12 protein-coding genes are annotated in these 18129 nt (G+C 68.7%); 3 read left to right on the top strand and 9 right to left on the bottom strand.

Translation table 11 applies throughout. The features are described 5' to 3' along the window. The first annotated feature begins 7 nt into the window (after positions 1-7). From HCX50_RS08405 to HCX50_RS08395, 3 genes are read left to right on the top strand one after another with little or no spacing between them, the layout of a single operon-like run. Entirely contained in the window at positions 8-1498 is a 1491-nt protein-coding gene (locus HCX50_RS08405) for an MFS transporter (protein WP_167633774.1), read from the top strand. Positions 1499-1506: 8 nt separating this feature from the next. After that, on the top strand, positions 1507-2523 hold the full coding sequence (locus HCX50_RS08400; protein ID WP_167633772.1) for a Gfo/Idh/MocA family protein: 1017 nt from the start codon (positions 1507-1509) through the stop codon (positions 2521-2523). Further along, positions 2520-4967, top strand: a complete 2448-nt coding sequence (locus tag HCX50_RS08395; protein WP_167633770.1) for a glycoside hydrolase family 2 TIM barrel-domain containing protein — start codon at positions 2520-2522, stop codon at positions 4965-4967. The genes HCX50_RS08400 and HCX50_RS08395 overlap by 4 nt, the downstream gene beginning before the upstream one ends. 7 nt (positions 4968-4974) lie before the next feature. On the opposite strand, the gene HCX50_RS08390 is transcribed toward HCX50_RS08395, so the two are convergent. The 9 genes from HCX50_RS08390 to HCX50_RS08350 all read right to left on the bottom strand — a co-directional run bounded on the left by HCX50_RS08390 (position 4975) and on the right by HCX50_RS08350 (position 17977). Beyond that, entirely contained in the window at positions 4975-5631 is a 657-nt protein-coding gene (locus tag HCX50_RS08390) for a hypothetical protein (RefSeq protein ID WP_205828938.1), read from the bottom strand. A 99-nt stretch (positions 5632-5730) separates the two neighbouring features. Then, positions 5731-7080, bottom strand: a complete 1350-nt coding sequence (locus HCX50_RS20170; protein ID WP_167633768.1) for a GHKL domain-containing protein — start codon at positions 7078-7080, stop codon at positions 5731-5733. Next, on the bottom strand, positions 7077-7799 hold the full coding sequence (locus tag HCX50_RS08380) for a LytR/AlgR family response regulator transcription factor (protein ID WP_029264036.1): 723 nt from the start codon (positions 7797-7799) through the stop codon (positions 7077-7079). Before HCX50_RS08380 ends, HCX50_RS20170 begins: the two co-directional genes overlap by 4 nt. 18 nt (positions 7800-7817) lie before the next feature. Next, the gene (locus HCX50_RS08375) at positions 7818-8843 is read right to left on the bottom strand and encodes a glycosyltransferase family 2 protein (RefSeq protein WP_244175966.1); all 1026 of its coding nucleotides are present in this window, start codon (positions 8841-8843) and stop codon (positions 7818-7820) included. A 26-nt stretch (positions 8844-8869) separates the two neighbouring features. Next, a complete protein-coding gene (locus HCX50_RS08370; RefSeq protein WP_091033018.1) occupies positions 8870-9517 on the bottom strand; it encodes a hypothetical protein in 648 nt (215 codons plus the stop codon). Next, positions 9517-11943, bottom strand: a complete 2427-nt coding sequence (locus HCX50_RS08365; RefSeq protein WP_337749352.1) for a glycoside hydrolase family 3 C-terminal domain-containing protein — start codon at positions 11941-11943, stop codon at positions 9517-9519. The genes HCX50_RS08370 and HCX50_RS08365 overlap by 1 nt, the downstream gene beginning before the upstream one ends. Positions 11944-12014: 71 nt before the next feature. Continuing rightward, entirely contained in the window at positions 12015-14975 is a 2961-nt protein-coding gene (locus tag HCX50_RS08360; protein WP_337749351.1) for a glycoside hydrolase family 3 protein, read from the bottom strand. A 94-nt stretch (positions 14976-15069) separates the two neighbouring features. After that, positions 15070-15510 carry a hypothetical protein gene (locus HCX50_RS08355; RefSeq protein WP_091033020.1) on the bottom strand — a complete coding sequence of 147 codons (441 nt, stop codon included), beginning with the start codon at positions 15508-15510 and terminating at the stop codon, positions 15070-15072. Positions 15511-15610: 100 nt separating this feature from the next. After that, positions 15611-17977: a glycoside hydrolase family 3 N-terminal domain-containing protein gene (locus HCX50_RS08350; protein ID WP_091033024.1), complete on the bottom strand. Its 2367-nt coding sequence runs from the start codon at positions 17975-17977 to the stop codon at positions 15611-15613. Positions 17978-18129: the final 152 nt, after the last annotated feature.

The raw sequence follows: 18129 nt of genomic DNA, 5'->3' as shown, positions 1-18129 counted from the left end.
GTCAGCCATGGCGAAGGATTCGACCCGGACCTCGGCGGAACAGCAACGCGCCGCCGTAGCCGTGAGCGCAGAGGAATCGGTGACGGCATCGCTGGCCGCCGTCGCGGTCGGCGAGACGATCAGCGACCCGAGCGGTCAGAAACTGAAGGTCCGCGAACGGCTCGCGTACGGCGTCGGAGACATCGGCGGCAACCTGATCTTCGCGCCGATCTCCGCGTTCCTGCTCTTCTACTTCACCGACACCGTCGGCATCGGCGCAGCGATCGCCGGAACCCTCCTGCTCTTCGGCCGCGTGCTCGACGGCACCATGGACCTCATCCTCGGCACGTTCATCGACCGCACCTCCACCCGCTGGGGGAAGGCGCGACCCTGGATCCTGTTCTCGACCCCGGTCGTGGTCATCTCATTCATCCTGCTCTTCAACGTGCCCGCCGGACTCGGCGCCGGGGCCAAGGAGTTCTACGCCTTCGCCATGTACTTCCTGTGCCTCGGCGTCGGCTTCGTCGGGTCCAACCTGGCGTACCACACGCTGCTCTCGGTGATCACGAGCAACTCGAAGATGCGCGTCTCCCTCACCGTCATCCGCACGTTCTTCGCCCTGGTCACCACGCTGGTCGTGAACTTCGTCACGATCCCGGTCGTCACCGCGAACGGCGGAGGCCAGGCCGGCTGGACGATGATCTCGGTCGTCTACGGCATCATCGCCGCCGTCACGTTCCTCATCGTGTTCTTCGGCACGAAGGAGCGCGTGAAGTCGACGATCAAGCAGGACGACGGGGTCAAGCTCCCCCTCGGCAAGTCCCTCCGCATCCTCACCGGCAACCCGTACTTCTTCCTCGCGTTCGGCTTCTTCCTGCTCAACTACCTGCTCTCGGGCACGGCCGGCGTGGGCATCTACTTCGCCAAGGACGTGCTCGGCGACCCGAACATCTACAGCTTCCTCGGCCTCGTCCAGCTCCTCCCCCTGATCATCGGCCTCTGGTTCATGCCCGCGTTCATCGCCCGCTTCGGCAAGCGCAAGCTCATTCTGGTCGGCGTCATCGTCACGGTCATCGGCATCCTCATCTCGCTCATCGACCCGAGCAACATCACCCTCGTGATCGCCGGCGGACTCGTCCGCTCCATCGGCGGCATCCCCGCCGCGGCCGGACTCTTCGCGCTCGTCGCCGACGTGGTCGACTACGGCGAGTGGAAGAGCGGCTACCGACTCGACGGCATGACGTATGCCGCCGCGACCGCGGGCCAGAACTTCGGTGCCGGCCTCGGCGTCGCCCTCGTCGGCTGGCTGCTGGCCGCGGGCAACTACGACGGCCAGGCGGCCTCGCAGCCGGCGAGCGCGGTCAGCATGGAGATCTTCCTCTACCTGTGGCTTCCGCTCATCGTCGCCGTGCTCATGGGCATCATCATCTGGTTCCTGAACATCGACAAGCACCTCTCCCAGATCCAGCGCGACCTCGCCGCCCGACGGGCCGCGGTGGATTCCGCCTCGGCCTCCTGAGCGCTGACATGAGCACGCACGGCGCCGAGGTGAACTGGGCGGTCATCGGCACCGGCTTCATCTCCCAGTCCATCTCGGACGACCTCCGCCTCACCCCGGGAGCACGCCGCCACGCGGTGTGCTCCCGTGATCCGGAACGGGCCCGCAGGTTCGCGGCGGACCAGGGGTTCGCCGTCGCCCACGGGAGCGTGTCCGCCCTGCTCGACGACCCGACGGTCGATGCGGTCTACATCGCCACCCCACATGCCACCCATGCAGCGATCGCGATCGCCGCTCTCGAGTCCGGCAAGCACGTCCTCATCGAGAAGCCGATGGCCGTGAACGCCGACCAGGGCCGGCAGATCGCGAGCGCCGCAGCGGCGAGCGGATGCTTCGCGATGGAGGCGATGTGGATGCGGTTCAACCCCGCGTACCGTGATCTGGTCGCGGCGGCGCGAGCCGGGGCGATCGGCGAGGTCCGGAGCGTGCGCGCCTCGTTCGGACTGCCGTTCGGCCCGGCCGACTCCCCCCGTTGGACCGCCGAGCGCGCCAGCAGCACGCTGCTCGACCAGGGGATCTATCCGATCACCCTCGCCCTCGATGTGCTCGGACGGCCCTCGCGGATACACGCGACGGGTCGCCTCTGGGACGACGGTGTCGACCTCACCGTCCACACCACCTTCGAGTACGACGACGGACGATTCGCGCAGCTGAGCGCGTCGATGGTCGAGTACATCGAGCCGACGGCATCCGTCAGCGGCACCGACGGGTGGATGACCGCGCCCGCACCCTTCTGGGCCGCGGATGAGTTCACGACCCAGAAGGGTCCGATCTCCCGCGCCCTGACCGAGCCGCATCGCACGCAGCACGAACGCCGAGGCAACGGGTACGTCCCGATGCTCGAGGCAGTCACCCTCGCGATCGCCGAGCACCGGACCGAGCACCCCACCCACCCCCTCGCGGACAGCATCGCCACCCTCGAGGTGCTCGATGCCGTCCGCGATTCCCTGAGCAGCCCCACCGCACGACCGAAGGAGACCCGATGAAGCGCACGGCATTCAACGATGGCTGGCAGTTTCGACCGAAGCAGAACCCGTTCGCCGAACTCGGCGGAGTTAGCACGCCGTACACCGACGTCACGCTCCCGCACGATGCGCTGATCCACGAACAGCGCGATCCCGACGGAGACGGCGCCGTCGCCTACTTCCCCGCCGGCGCGTACCAGTACCGCACGACGTTCACCCCCGCGGCCGACCTCGCCGGCCAGCGGATCGTCCTCGAGTTCGAGGGCGTCTACCGCGACGCGACCGTGCACATCAACGGCGCTTTCGCGGGGCAGCGTCCGTACGGCTACTCCGGGTTCACGATCGACGCCGACCGGTTCCTGCGCCCCGGCGAAGAGAACCTCATCGAGGTCGAATCACGGCACGGCGGAGACTCCCGGTGGTACACCGGCGCGGGCATCTACCGCGACGTCTGGCTCCACGTCGGACCGGCCGTCCACATCCCGATCGACGGGGTGCGGGTCAGCGCATCCGACATCGAACCGGATGGCGCCGTCGTCGAAGTCGACGTGATCGTGGCGAGCACGAGCAACCGTCGCGAGACGGTCGACGTCGCCGTGACCCTTACCGACCCGGCAGGGACCACCGTCGCACGGGGAACCGTCCCGGTGACGGTCGAGGCGAACGGACGCTCCCGCAGCCGGCAGCGCCTCTACGTGCGCGCACCGCAGCTGTGGAGCGCCGAGAGCCCCGCCCTCTACTCCGCCGCCGTGGAACTGGTCGTCGACGGCGCGGCCATCGACGACGCCTCGGCAGCCTTCGGCATCCGCTCACTCCAGGTCGACCCCGTGCACGGACTGCGCGTCAACGGCGAGGTCGTGAAGCTCCGCGGGGCCTGCGTCCACCACGACAACGGAATCCTCGGGGCGGCGACGTTCGCGGACGCCGAGGAGCGCCGCGTACGACTGCTGAAGGAGGCCGGCTTCAATGCGATCCGCTCCTCGCACAACCCGATGAGCGTCGCCATGATCGAGGCGTGCGACCGGTTGGGCGTCTACGTCATGGACGAGACCTTCGACATGTGGACCTCGAACAAGATGCCCCACGACTACTCGCTCCACTTCACCGAGTGGTGGGAGCGCGACGTCGAATCGATGGTGACGAAGGACTTCAACCACCCGTCCGTGATCATGTACTCCATCGGCAACGAGATCCCCGAGACCGGCTCGCCGGCCGGAGGTCTCACGGGTCGCGCACTCGCCGAGAAGGTGCGCGAACTCGACCCGACGCGGTATGTCACCAACGCGGTCAACGGGATGCTCGCCGTCATGGACGACATCAAGAAGCTCGCCGCGCAGCGCGGACAGGGCGACGGTGACGCCGCGGGGATCAACACCCTCATGGCCGGGCCAGGAGAGTTCATGAACCAGATCGGCACCTCCCCGATGGTCACGGAGAAGACCGCCGAGTCCTTCGGCGTGCTCGACATCGCCGGCATGAACTACCTCGACGGCCGTTACGAGATGGACAAGGAGCTGTTCCCGAACCGCGTGATCGTCGGCACCGAGACGTTCCCCACGCGCATCGACCACAACTGGGCGCTCGTCACCGAGAACGCGCACGTCATCGGCGACTTCACCTGGACCGGCTTCGACTACCTGGGAGAGGCGGGAATCGGACGCGCCCATCACCTCGCCGAAGGAGAGACACCCAGTCTCAGCGGCCCGTATCCCTGGATCGCCGCCTGGTGCGGCGACCTGGATCTGATCGGCTCCCGCCGCCCCGCCTCGTTCTATCGGGAGATCGTCTTCGGGCTCCGCACGACCCCCTACATCGCCGTGTCGCGCCCCGGCAACGAGGACAAGACCTTCTATGCGGGGCCCTGGACCTGGAGCGACAGCATCGGCAGTTGGACCTGGACCGGTCACGAGGGCGCACCGCTCGCGGTCGAGGTCTACAGCGACGCGGAGCAGGTCGAGCTCGCCCTCGACGGAGAGGCGATCGGCACGGTCGCTGCGGGCGCCGACAACCGCTACAGAGCCGAGTTCACCGTCGCCTACCGCCCGGGCGAGCTGACCGCCACGGCGATTCGACAGGGCGCACGCGCCGAATCCTTCTCCCTGTCCAGCGCCGGCGACGCCACCCAGCTCGTCACGAGAGTGGAGAACGGCCCGTCAGGAGAGCTGGCCTTCATCGAGATCGCGGTCACCGACGCCGACGGTCGGGTCGACACCGGAGCGGACCGACTCATCGACGTGCGCGTGGACGGCGACGGCGTGCTCGCGGCCGTGGGCAGCGGGGACCCCGCTCCGACGGACACCTACGACGGGCCTGCGCATCAGACGTTCGACGGGCTGGCCCTGGCCGTCGTCCGCCGCACGGGCCCCGGCGCGGTGACGGTCACGGTCTCTGCCGGCGACGGAATCGCCCCGGCGACCGTGGTGCTCGAAGCGGACTCCCGCCCGGCTCCGACTGCCTCATCCTGAGAGCGGGTCAGACCTCGGCGGTGGCGGTCTCGGGGTCGCGGGCGTACGCGCGCGGCCCCGCCTCCACCACGACGACCTCGGCCTCGCGGCGGAAGATGATCTTGAAGATCGGGAAGAACACGGCGCACGAGATCAGCGCGTTGATGAGCATCGTGACCACGTCGGCGACCGTCTCCCCGGCCGCTCCCATCCCCCACGTGACCATCAGCAGCTCGTAGATCGGCGTCTTGTAGAGCGTCTGCAGAGCCGCGGCACCGAAGGTGAGCACGACGTAGGCCACGGTGTACCAGGCGGCCGCCCGCCACACGTTGGTGTTGGACTTGAAGGTGACGTTGCGCTGCAGGAAGAAGTTGATCACGGTCGCGATGAGCAGCGTGATCTGCACGGCGAGGAAGTACGCGAGCCCGCCCCCGCCCTCCGGCAGCGCGCCGGCCGTGTAGTCGAAGACGAAGCCGCCGCCCACCGGCACGGCCTGGAAGTCGACGTCGACGAGCGAGGTGCCGCTGAACATCAGCTTGAACACCGGCATGATCACGAGCTGCAGCACCGTGAGTGCCACGTTGAGCGCACTGAACACGAGGAGCTCGGCGAGCGTCGGCTTCGCCTCGGCGAAGGCCGACCAGGCGGCGGACAGCGGGTTGCGGGTTCTGACGGCGTCACTCACGCCATTCAGTACACCAATCGGATGCCGAGCGCCGGTCGCCGCTGACACGATCGGTCGGTTCCGGCGCATGAACGGTAGCCGTGCGGGCGGGGCAGCCCGTCAGACGGCGTCGCCCTCGCCATCATCCGCGCCGTCGGTGCCGCCGTGCGCCGGGAACAGGACCCGCAGCGAGAACCACCGGTCGTCGGCCGTGATGGCGACCGCGCCGCCGTACGCCGCCGCGGCGGTCTCGATGTTGCGCAGCCCGTAGCCGTGGCCCCTGCCGCGCTGGCGGGTCACGATGCGATCCCCGTCGCGCAGGACCACCCCGTCGAAGGTGTTCTCGATGCGCACCATCGCGAAGTCGTCCTGCGCGAAGACCGCGAACCGGATCACCCGCAGATCCTCCGCCGACACCCGCGCCGCACCCTCGATGGCGTTGTCGAGCGCGTTGCCGACGAGAGAGGTGAGCTCGAGCGGGCGCATGAACGAGAGGAGGGCGCCGTCGGCCACGACCGACACCTCGATCCCCCGCTCACCGGCGCGCGCGAGCTTCGCCGTCACGATCGCGTCGAGCACGTGGTTGCCGGTGCGCACCACGGCACCGTACCGGCGGATCGACTCCTCGAGACCGTCGAGCATCCGCGCACGGGTCGTGGCATCCTGCTCCGACCGGATCGCATCCAGGTGGTGCTTCATGTCGTGGTGCTTCCGGTTCACCTCGTCGATCGACCGTCGGGTGATCTCGTACTGGTCGTGCTGACTGCGCAGCAGCTGCGCCATCGCCTCGGCATCCCGCCGCGCCGCGGATTCGCGATGGATACGCAGCTGGACGTGCAGCGCGATGAAGCCACTGAGGTCGACGAGGGTGCGGATGTAGAGGATCTCGGTGCCGAAGCGGCCGCTGAAAGGCGTGTCCGTGGTCACGAAGCTGAGGTTGGAGATCGCGAAAGTGGCGACCGCAATCGCCATCGCGCCGACCAGCTGCGTGCCCCCGACGTCGAAGCGCTCCGCCCGGCTGAACTGGCGGCGCTCCGCATACCCGACGACCCCGAGACCTGCGGTGTAGACGACCGCCGCCGCGGCCAGCTGCGAATACGGATCGCCGAGTCCGTCGTAGAACCGGTTGAGCTGCCAGAAGCCGGAAGCCACGAGCTCCGCGAGCACGAAGGTGCGCGCGAGCACGAAGCCCGCTCCCCGCGCCGAGGTGTCCAGCCCGAGATACACGAAGCCGAACATGGTCGCCGCGGCGAGCAGCATCCCCGGGATCCACCATGCGATCGGCAGCGTGCCCGCCCACAGCTGCACCGCCAGCAGCATCCCCAGCGCGAGGATGCAGAGGCCGATCGTCGCCAGCCACCCGAACCGTCGTCGGGCGACGAAGATGTACACGAGGCAGGCGCCCCATTCCGCGATGGCGGTCAGGTAGCGGGGGATCTCGGCGAGGACCGGCCCCTCGACGCCGTTCACGCCGAGATTCCGCGCGAACCGACGTACTCGGCGAGGGCGGCGTAGAACTCCCGTTTCCGAGGTCGGCTGATGGGGAGGCTGCCGCCCCCGCGGATGCGGCAGTCGTTGCCGTCGATGCCGGTCACGTGTCGCAGGTTCACGAGCAGGCCGCTGTGGCAGCGCAGGAACCCCTTGTCGGCCAGCTGCGCCTCCATCGCCTTCAACGTCGTCGCGATGCTGAACGTGCCGTCGAGCGTGTACAGCTCGACGCGGTGACGGATCGATTCGATGTAGCGGATGTCGTCCACGGCGACGCGGTGGTGCACACCGTCGGTCGCGGTGAAGAGCAGCTCCCGCCGCGACCGCCGCTGCAGCCGCGTGAGGATCCGCGACATCTCCTGCTCGAACGACGCATAGGCCACCGGCTTCAGGAGGTAGCTGAGGGCGTCGACCTCGTACCCGCCCACCGCGTAGTGCGGCGAGCTCGTGATGAAGACGATGATGACCTCGGAGTCGACCTCGCGGATGCGGCGGGCGGCCGCCATGCCGTCGACCCGGGGCATCTGCACGTCGAGGAACAGCACGTCCCAGTCGGGACGGTAGTCGGCGAGGACGTCAGCCCCGTCGTGGAAGGCGGCGATATGGAACCGCTCGCCCTGGTCGCGCTGGAAGCGATCCAGGTGCGAGAGCAGTCGCTCGATGGCGGCACCGTCGTCCTCGACGATTCCGATGCGGATCATTCCGCCTCCGTTCTCCGATCAGCTGAAGCCGACGACTCGCCGTGCCACATGGTAGGCGAGGTTCGTCGCCCGTCGTCCCGCCTGCCCCGGCAGATTACTGGTCGCCCCGAGCAGGCTCCGGCGCATGCGCGTGTACAGCCACGGGTTCTCCGCCCTGACCTCATGCCAGAACAGATCCCGCTGCTGCAGGTGCGCGGCCGTGCCACCGCGGGCGAGGGTGGCGCTGGTCACCGCGCAGACGCCCTCGAGGTGATGGAGCATCGCCCGATGCAGCTGCCGCGGCACCCCGCCAGCGGCGAGGTCGGCGTGGGACGGGAGGGTGGCGAGAGCGAGCCGGTTCACGCGCAGCTGCTGATCGACGCGGCGCACCATGACCTCGGGCGCGACCGACTGCCCCTCGCGCCCGATGAAGTAGCGGTACAGCGGCACCGGCAGGTAGCTCATGCGCCGGAGCCGGGCGAACGGCTGCAGCACGAAGAGGTTGTCGACGTAGAAGGTGTGCTCCGGGAGGGCGAGCCCGACGTCGCGCAGCAGCTGCGTGCGGTAGACGATGGCGTGCATCATCAGCACCTGGCGTCGACCGAAACGCTCGGTGTCGGACCACTCGAACACGCGCCCCTCGGGAAAGACTGAGTCGAAGCGGGCGGCCTTCGGCGACTTGCCCAGGCGCTCGTGGACGAAGTCCGTGAAGACGGCGTCGACCTCGGTGCCCGTCTCGCGCAGCACGTCGAGGTGGGCGACGAGCAGTCGCAGCGACCGGATGTCGAGCCAGTCATCGGCGTCGAGCACCTTGAAGTAGTCGCCGCGGGCAGAGGCCAACCCGGTGTTGATCGCCCCGCCGTGGCCGCGGTTCTCCTGGCTCACCACGCGGATGCTCTCGGGGCTGCGTGCCGCCCACGCCTCGGCGACCTCACGCGTGCCGTCGGTGGAGCCGTCGTCCACGACGACGACCTCGATGCCGCGCACGGCACCCAGTCCGTCGAGCGCGCGCCCGAGGTAGGCCGCCGCGTTGTAGGCAGGGACGATCACGGACAGCGCGGGCACACGGTCCATTCTCCCGGATGCGGTGATCACTTCACGGCACCGTCCGCCGTCGCCTCGGCGGCCGCGGCTTCCGTCTCGGCCTCGACCGGCACCTGACGGAAGATCACGCGGAAGATCGGGTAGAAGACCCAGAAGCTGATCGCCGAGTTAATGATCATCGTGAGCACGTCGGCGACGACCGAGCCGGTGGAGCCCCAGCCGAGCGTGACCATGAAGAAGTCGTAGATCGGCGCCTTGTAGAACCCCTGCGCGGCGGCCGCGACGAAGGTGATGACGATGTACGCGAGCGTGTACCAGCCGGCCGCGATCCACACCGAGGTGTTCGACTTGAACGTGATGTTGCGCTGCAGGAAGAAGTTGATCACCTGGGCGATGAGCAGGGTGATCTGCACGGCGAGGAAGTAGGCGAGCCCGCCGCCTCCGCCGGGCAGGGCACCCGCCGCGTAGTCGAACATGTAGTACTGGCTGCCGTCGACATTGGAGCCGACGGGCAGAGCCTGGAAGCCGACGTCCGTGAGACCGGTGAAGGTCGCGAAGCCCCAGCGGAAGATCGGCATGAGCGCGAGCTGCAGGACGGTGACGCCGTTGGAGAGCACGAGGAACATCAGGAACTTCGACAGCTCGGGGCGGCCGTCCTGAAAACCGGTCCACCAGTTCTTGATCGCGGTGAACATCAGATACTCCTCTTCGTGGCTGCGGCGTCGAACGCCTTCTTCGTCGCCTTCTCGTCGCGGCGGCCGCCGAAGTACGCGGCGATCACCCGCCCCAGCCCTCGGATCGTCTGCCCGTTCACCAGCGTGAGGACGGCGGCGGTGAGGCGGCGCGTCGCCAGTCCCCCGCTCATCTTCGAGATGACCCGGAACGGCCCGTTCAGCAGGAACAGGATGTTCAGGTCGGGTTTGCCCGCCGCCTCCGCCTTGCGGCGACGGCTGTCGAGGAGGCGGAAGCCGGCGCGGGCCAGAGGGCTCTTCGCCGTCGCGAGTCGGTCCATCGGATCGTTCTCGGCGAGCGGTCCCGTGCCCCAGGCGGAATCCGGGAGCGCGCGGCCGAGCATCGCGGCGAACGTGTTGTCGTCGACGCGCGCGGTCGGCAGCGCAGCGGGCAGCGTGGCCGGCTCAGAGGCGGTGACGCCTTCGCGCGTGATCGTCGCCCGCACCGGGAGGTCGCGCACGTGGGAGCCCACGGCGACCTCGTACTCGCCCGCCTCGACCTGCCACGCGTTCGCGGCGGCGTCGAAGTACCGGAAGGTGCGCGGTCCGAAGGGGATGCGGATGCTCCGCGACTCCCCGGCCGCGAGGCGCACCTTCGCGTAGCCCTTGAGCTCGCGCACGGGCCGGGTCACCCCGGAGGCGCCGAGCCGCGCCACGTAGAGCTGGGCGACGTCGCTGCCGTCGCGGTCGCCGGTGTTGGTGACCGTGACCTCGACGCCCTCGGCATCCGCCACGAGCTCGGAGTACGAGAAGGTCGTGTACCCCAGGCCGAAGCCGAACGGGAAGGCCACGGGAACCTCGGCGGTCTCGTAGTAGCGGTAGCCGACGAACGGCCCCTCGCGGTACTCGGCCGTGCGCCCCGCACTCGGGAACATCCCGGCGGTCGGGGTGTCGGCGAGGCGGAGCGGCATCGTCTCGGCGAGGCGTCCGCCCGGTTCCACGACGCCGGTGAGCACGTCGGCGATGGCCTCGGCGCCCGCCTGTCCGCCGAGGTAGGCGTGCAGCAGCGCGGCCGCATCCTCCGCCCACGGCGTCTCCACGACACCACCGGCGCTGAGCACGACGACCGTGCGCGGGTTCGCCGCCCGCACCTCGCGGAGGAGGCGCACCTGCTCGGCCGGCAGCTGCAGGGTGGAGCGGTCGAGCCCCTCGGACTCGGCGATCTCGGGCAGGCCGAGCGCGAGGACCACGACCTCGGCGCGGCAGGCGAGCGCGACGGCCTCGCGGTGGAGCTCGTCGTCGCGGATGCCGTCGCGGCGGAAGCCCTCGGCGACGCCCTCCAGCTTCAGCGTCGATGCGCCGACCGCGTCGACGAGTGTGGGGACCCGCGTCGCGTTGACGAGCGAGGAGCCGGCGCCCTGATAGCGGGGCGCGGTCGCGAAGGCGCCGATCAGCCCGACCGAGGTGCCACCCGCGAGGGGCAGCAGTGCGTCGTCGTTGCGCAGGAGCACGGCCGACTCGGCGGCGGCCCGGCGGGCGAGCGCGTGGTGGGCGTCGAGGTCGACCGAGGCGCGCGGCTGCGCGGTGACCCGGCGCACGAGGTCGATGACCTCGGCTGCGCGGGCATCCACATCGGACTCCGACAGCTCGCCGGAGTCGACGGCCGCGACGATCTGCCGCACCGAGTCGAATCCGGGCGAGGGCATCTCGATCGTGCCGCCGGCCGCGGCAGCCGCCACGGCGTCGTTGCTGCCACCCCAGTCGGAGACGACCGCACCGGAGAAGCCCCACTCCTGGCGGAGGATGTCGACCAGCAGGTGCGCGTTCTCGTGCGCGTACGCCCCGTTGACCAGGTTGTACGACGACATGAGGCCCCACGGGGAGGCCTCGCGCACGACGATCTCGAACGCGGTCAGGTAGATCTCACGGAGCGTGCGCTCGTCGATGACGGAGTCGCTGACCATGCGGCGCAGCTCCTGGCTGTTCACCGCGAAGTGCTTGGGCGTCGCCGCCACGCCCTCGGACTGGATGCCGCGGACGTAGGCCGCCGCGAGGCGCCCCGACAGCTCGGGGTCCTCGGAGAAGTACTCGAAGCTGCGGCCACCGAGGGGACTGCGCTTGATGTTGAGCCCGGGGCCGAGCAGCACTCCGACGCCCTGCGACGAGGCCTCGCGGCCCAGAGCCGTGCCGATCTCCTCGGCGAGCTCGTCGTCCCAGCTGCCGGCCACGGTCGCGGCGGTGGGGAAGCAGGTCGCGGGCTCGGAGCCGTTGATGCCGAGGTGGTCTGCCGAGCCGACCTGCCGGCGCACGCCGTGGGGGCCGTCGGCCATCCAGACCGCGGGGATGCCGGCGCGTTCGATGGCACGCGTCTGCCAGGTGTTCGCCCCGCTGAGCAGCGCGGCCTTCTCGAGAAGGCTCAGGCTCGCGACGAGTGCGGTGGTTTCTTTCACGATGGGTCTTTCTGTGTCGATCAGGGCATCGCCGGGGCGGGCGAGCACACGCCCGCCCCGGCGATCACGGTCTAGCGAACGGTGACCGTGGTGCGCGCGTTGTGCCGCCGCACGCGGAGGATCACCATCACCACACCGGCGAGGATCAGCAGTCCGAGCACCGACGAGATGACGATCTGCCACACCACCCAGGCGGGCGGGGTGTAGGCGACCGTCGCGCCCGGCGCCAGTCCGTCCATCGCGTTGGAGTTCGCGACGGTGAACAGGATGTTGTGCGTCGAGTCACGGATGTCGGCGACCGCCTTGGCGGAGCTGGCGTCGTTGAACGACTTCGACGGCTGGAAGGTCAGCATCAGGTCGGACCCGGCATGGATGCCCTCGTTGGGGTTCATGTACGGGTACAGGTTGAAGTCCGTGATGGCGAAGCCCTCGAACCCCCACTCGCCGCGCAACACCGTGTCCATGAGCGCGACCGAGCCGCCGGCCCACGTGGCGCCGATGCGGTTGAACGAGCTCATGATGCCGGCTGCACCGATCGTGGTCTCCGACACGGTGCCCTCGTGATCCGAGAGGTACTTCACGTCCATCGAGATGTTCTTGATCCCGATCTCGAACGGCTTGAGGTAGACCTCGCGGATCGCCTGCTCGGTGGCCCAGGTCGCGATGCCGTTGTTGACGCGGTTCGTCTCCTGCTCGTTCATCGCGTAGTGCTTGATCGTCGTGTAGACGCCCTTGGTGCCGACGCCGTTCGCGACGGCGGTGAGCATCTGACCGGACAGCAGCGGGTCCTCCGAGTAGTACTCGAAGTTGCGGCCCGCGAACGGCGAGCGGTGCAGGTTGACCGCGGGTGCGTACCAGCCGTTGATGTCCTTGAACAGCGCCTCGTTGCCGAGCATGACGCCCATGGCCGTGCCGAGGTCGACATCCCACGTCTGCGCGATGAGCACCTCCGACGGGTAGGCGGTGCCGTTGATGGCCGAGTTGATGAACGACGAGAACCCGGCGGGTCCGTCCGGCTCCAGCGTCTGCGGCTTGCCGATCGAGCCGATCGCGGCCGTCTGGTAAGCGCCGTTGAGGAGCATCGCCGTCATGTCGTTCACGCTCAGCGAGTCGAGCAGCTCGTCCCACTTCGGGTCGTCCTTGGCGAGGCCGCGCATGTCGATCAGCGAGAGGTCGCTGCCCGCGCCGGTCGTGGGCATGTCGCCCTCGAAGGCTTCGGCCGCACCCTCGTGATCCCAGACGGCGAAGCCGTCGGCGACCGCGTCGTCGGCGACCAGCATGTCGCCGGTCGGAGCCGTCGGGAAGGTGCCGGCGAAGTCCGCGCGGGACATCACCGGGATCTTGCCGGCCTCACCGGTGGTGGTGAACTGCGCCGACACGTCGTCGAACTGGTTCGTGACGGCCTCGAGGTCGGATGCGCGGTGGTCTTCGCCGGTGTAGACGACGTCTTCGCTCACGGTGTACGCGATCGGCTGGGTGCCGGCGGCGACCGTGTGCGAGTCCTCGCGGACGCTGAGGACGTAGTCGCCCGCATCCAGGACGTAGGCCTTCTCGTCGAGGTAGTCGTACGAGGCCATGTCCTCGACGGCGAGCTCGATCGTCACCGACTCGGTCGCGCCGGGCGCGATGTCACCGGTCTTGGCGAAGCCGCCGAGCACGACGGCCGACTTCTCGACGCCACCGGGCGTGTACGGGGCCGAGTAGTACAGCTGCACCACATCGCGTCCCGCGACCGCACCCGTGTTGGTCACGTCGACCGTCACCGCGATGGTGCCGTCGACCTCGCCGAGCTCGGTGTTCGACACCGCCCAGGAGAAGTCCGTGTAGCTGAGGCCGTGTCCGAAGGGGTAGACGACGGCGGCGTCGTAGTCGATGAAGCCCTCGACCGCCGCGGTCTCGTAGTAGCGGTAGCCGACGTAGATGCCCTCGGCGTAGTTGACGAACGGCGCCTCGTCGGTGACGGTCGCGTTCGACGTCGCGCTCTCGGTGACGGGCACCGGGTAGTTCGGGGCGACGTTGTCGTAGAGGAAGTTGCCGAAGTTGACGAAGGTCGGGTCGGCGGTGAAGTCGGCAGCCCACAGGTCGACCGTGCGACCGGAGGGGTTGACCTCGCCGTTCAGGATGCGCCCGAGCGCGTTGAACGCGGTCGATCCGGGCGAGCCGGCGAGGAGGATCGCGTCGACACCCTGGTCGTTCTGCAGATCGCCGAGCTCGAGCGTGGTCGAGGCGTTGATGACGACGACGACCTTGTCGAAGCTCTGCTTGGCAAGGTCGAGCAGGTCGCGCTCGTCCTTGTTGAGCTCGAGCTGGTGCTGGCCGGGCTGGGCGTTGTCGTCCCAGTCGGTCATGTCCTGCGTGAGGTCGCCGCCCTCGCCGCCGGGGCGTCCGATGAAGACGACGGCCGCGTCGCCGAACTGGGCGAACGTCGAGGCCTGCTCCTGGTAACCCGCGATCGGCATCTCGCCGATGTTGTAGGTCGAGATGTCGGGGCGGTCCATCTCGATGTAGCCGCGCGGGTTCTCGGCCGCGTAGGCCTCGATGGCCGCGTAGGCGAGGTCGTTGACGGCGAATCCGGCGTTCTCGAGACCCATGCGCGCCGTGACGGCGGAGTTGGTGTCGACCGAGCCGGAACCGGAGCCGCCGTACACGGGGTCGGCCGCGGCACGGCCCAGCATGGTGAGCTGCGCGCCGGAGGCGAGCGGGAGGGCTGCGCCGTCGTTCTTCGCGAGGACGATACCGCCGGCACCGATCTCTTCGACGAGCCCGAGGGCTGCGGCATCCACCGCCTCGAGGTCGGGGTAGTCGGCCTCGTAGTACTCGGTGTCCCAGTCTTCGGAATCTTCGGAGTTCGTGAACGTGTAGGTGCCCGAACCGAGCTGCGAGGCGATCCATCCGGTCGCCACGTTCATGGCGACGTTGGCGACCACGACCACGACGGTCACGAGCGCGAGCAGGGGTACCCAGATCCACAGGTACTTCTTGTTGGACATCGGCATCGCGCTCGCCTTGTCCTTGGCCGTTCGGGCGTTCACTTCGGTTCTCCTTCGGTACTGCGATTACGGGTTGTGGAGGGAGGGCCGCCGACGCCGGTGACGCCCGGAGGCGTACGGGTCGGCGGCCGCTCCGTCACTCCGAGGCCTGAGTGATGTTGCCGTCCTGGTCGATCTGCCAAGTCTCACCCGTCTCGGCGGACTCCGCCTCGATGACGTACTTGCCGTCGGCGATGTCGACCGTTCCGGTCACGCGCTTCGCCGCCTCGCTCTTGACGAACGGCATCACCAGGAGGCCGTACTTCTGCGTCGGCTGCTTGACGTCACCGGCGAGCATGACCTGCTTCCAGTCCGGGTTCTCGGCGAGCGCGTCGACGATCGCCTGACGGGCGGTCTCGAGGTCGGTCGCGACATCGGCGGTCTCGGACTTCGAGCCGCTCTCGCTGCTCTCGCTGTTCGAGCTGTTCGATCCACCCGTCGTGGTGCCCGCGTCGCCCGCGCACCCGGCCAGGCCGAAGGTGCCGGTGGCGAGGATGACCGCCGCGAGGACTCCCGCGCGCAGCTTGGTGCTGTTCATTTCTGCTCCTTTTCCTGTCCGACGGGGCGCCCCGTCGGTTTCTGCATCGACGGCATGGCCGGCGTGATCAGGCGCCGGCCATGCCTGTGGCGATCTCCGCCTACTTCTTGATCACGCCCGAGTAGTTCAGGCCGAAGCCGAACTTCCAGTCGTTGCCCTCGGCGTCGACATAGGTGTCCATGTCTTCCGGCACGTCTTCGAGCTGTCCTTCGACCGCATCCATGTCGAGCGGGAAGCCGATCGGCAGACGGCCCTGGGGCTCGTGCTCACCGGCCGCGACCGTCAGGGTCGCCTCGTCGCTCACGCCGAATCCGACGAGGACGACGTTCGACTTCTCCTCGAACTCCGCCGGGACGACGGGGTTGTTGGCCTTGACGACGGTGACGACGGGGATGTCGGCACCGCTCGCCTCGACCGCGGCGACCGCACGGTTGAACGCGTCGATGTCGGCGGCGTTCGAGATGCGCGAGGTGTTACCGAAGTACGAACGGTTCTCCTTCGATCCGTCGGCGAGCACGTCGCCGCTGATCGAGGTCTTGCGCACGTTGTCACCGTCGGCCGTGTACGGCGCCCACTGCAGCGAGAAGGGGTACCACTCGCCCGATTCGGCGTCGTGGCCGGCGGCCGAGAAGTTGTTGCCGTTGTTCGGCGAGCGCAGGCCCACGAACACGGCATCCACGTCGCTCAGGTCGGGCGCGGTCATGGAGATGACCTTGCCGTCGGCGTCGAGCTCGACGGTGTCGGTGACGACCTTGCCGAAGATGCCCTCGGCCGCTTCGATGCTCAGCGTCGCGCCCTCGGTGTACTCAGGCGGGCCGAAGAGACCGGGGCTGCCCACGTCGAACGTGTGCGGGATGTACACGGTCTTGTCCGACCAGTCGGCGTCCTCCGCCACGGTGCCGTCGTTCTTCAGCATCACGACCGAGTCGAGCTGGGCGTCGAAGCCGGCCTCGACGTTGGCCTTGCTGCCGACCGTCTTCTCGGACTTCTCGAGGTCGACGAACGGGCTGTCGAACAGTCCGGGCGCGAAGTAGGCGGTGAGGATGCGGGCACCGGACTCCGCCCAGCGGGCGTCGGCGTCCTGGTCGACCTCGCCGGCCTCGAACCGCTCGTTCCAGAGGTCGTACGCCTGGAGGAGGAAGGTGGCGTCGTTGACGCCGCCGAACATGTCGACGCCGTTCTGGAGCACCGTGAAGTACCGCTCGACCGGGTCCATGTCCTCGGCACCCCACGCGGTGGCGATGAACGCGTCGGGGTCGTTCGCGCCGGTCATGACGCCCCAGTCGGTGACGATCGCACCGGTGAAGCCGACCTCGTCGCGGATCATCTTCAGCGCCTCGGCGTTGTACGCCGTGCCGACGGCCTCGTCGCCGAGCAGCGGGTTGCCCTCGCCGTCGAGCATGATCGAGTAGTTCGTCATCATGCCGAGCGAGTCCGACGCCGCGGCGAACACGGAGGCGTGCTCTTCGAGGTTGTCGCCGGGGAAGACCTCGTACTTGCCCACCGCGGTGTGCGACTCACGGCCGCCCTCGCCCGCGCCGTCACCCGGTGCGTGCTTGATGGTGGTCGGCACGGAGTCGGTGCCCCATCCGATGTTCTCGCCGTCTTCGTCGTAGGTGCTCTGGAAGCCCGTGACGTAGGCCGCGGCCAGCTCCTTCGCGAGCTCCGAGTCCTCGCCGAGGGTGCCCGAGACGCGCAGCCAGCGCGGCTCGGTGGCGAGGTCGATCTGCGGGCTGAGGGCGTTCGAGATGCCCAGCGCGCGGTACTCCGAAGAGACCACGCGGCCGAACTCCTCCATGGTCTCGGCCGAGAAGGTCGACGCGAGGCCCAGGACCGACGGCCAGAGCGAGACGCCGGATCCGGTCTCGGTGTAGGTCGAGTTGGACTGCGCCTCCGAGCGGGGGTCGGACGAGAAGTTCGCCGGGATGTACGGCAGCTCGGGGGTGGCGAGGCTCTCGACGTGGGCCTGGATCGCGTTGACCCAGGTCACGTTCTCCTCGACGTCCGAGCCGCCGGCGTTGAGCACGTTGCGCAGGTTGTCCTCGGAGAGGTAGGTCTTCTGCGCGTCGGTCAGACCGTCGCCCGGCGACCGCTCGTGCGAGCTGAAGAGCATGAGGCCCGAGATCTGCTCGGCGGTGAGCGTCTCGGCGTAGGCGGCGGCGCGCTCGGCCGGCTTGACGCGCCAGTCCTCGAACGTGTCCAGCTTGTCATTGCCGTTCAGGTCCTTGAACGCGTAGGTCGAGCCGTTCTCCTCCACCTCGAGGATCTCGATCGAGCTGTCTGCGGAGTACGACAGCGTGGCGCCGCCGTGGGGGTTCTCGATGACCACGAAGTCCGTGGTGCCGTCCGTCGCATCGCGCGACGTGTACGCTGCTGGTTCTTCGGATCCGGACGTGCATCCGGCGAGGGTGAGCGCGAGGCCGAAGCCCGTGACCAGCGCGATCCCCTTCTTTGGCATGGCCTTCATTGGCCGTTCCTTTCGTCATCGACAGACATCCGCACGCGCCGTGCGCGAGGATGCTGGCCCCGCCTCTGGGGCCGTAGCCGTGACCGTCGCACTGCGAAGCCGCCGGGCATGCCGGTGATCGCACAGTCGGGACGGTTGTGCTGAATCGATCG

It is taken from the genome of Microbacterium sp. B19(2022), from assembly GCF_012030385.1.
GTDB classification, from domain to species: domain Bacteria; phylum Actinomycetota; class Actinomycetes; order Actinomycetales; family Microbacteriaceae; genus Microbacterium; species Microbacterium oxydans_B.
This window is presented reverse-complemented; position numbering and strand designations above follow the sequence as displayed.